This window comes from Paenibacillus sp. FSL R5-0490 (genome assembly GCF_001956215.1).
In the GTDB taxonomy this organism is placed as follows: domain Bacteria; phylum Bacillota; class Bacilli; order Bacillales; family Cytobacillaceae; genus Cytobacillus.
Window position 1 is genome coordinate 1 of sequence record NZ_MRTQ01000071.1, and the last position, 305, is coordinate 305.

Below are 305 nucleotides of genomic sequence, written 5' to 3' on the forward strand. Positions count from 1 at the left end.
CCGTGCGCCCTTTCTAACTTAACCGTATTTGACAGGTTCATCGAAGATGAACGAAATCAAAGGTTTTTAACTCTATTTACATAGAGAGAATTTACTAAAATGGCGATTACTCGGTTATTGCTTCTTCATAATCATTATCTAGTTTTCAAAGAACGAATCTTTCATTGAGAGATTGAACTCTCAAAACTGAACGAACAAAGAACGTCACGTTTCTTGTAAATATTCCTTAGAAAGGAGGTGATCCAGCCGCACCTTCCGATACGGCTACCTTGTTACGACTTCACCCCAATCATCTGTCCCACCTT

General features: G+C 39.0%; 1 rRNA gene. It reads right to left on the reverse strand.

Features of this window, described 5'->3' with window-relative positions:
* Positions 1–230: 230 nt before the first annotated feature.
* Positions 231–305 (reverse strand): 16S ribosomal RNA (locus BK139_RS23515); the annotation flags it as partial.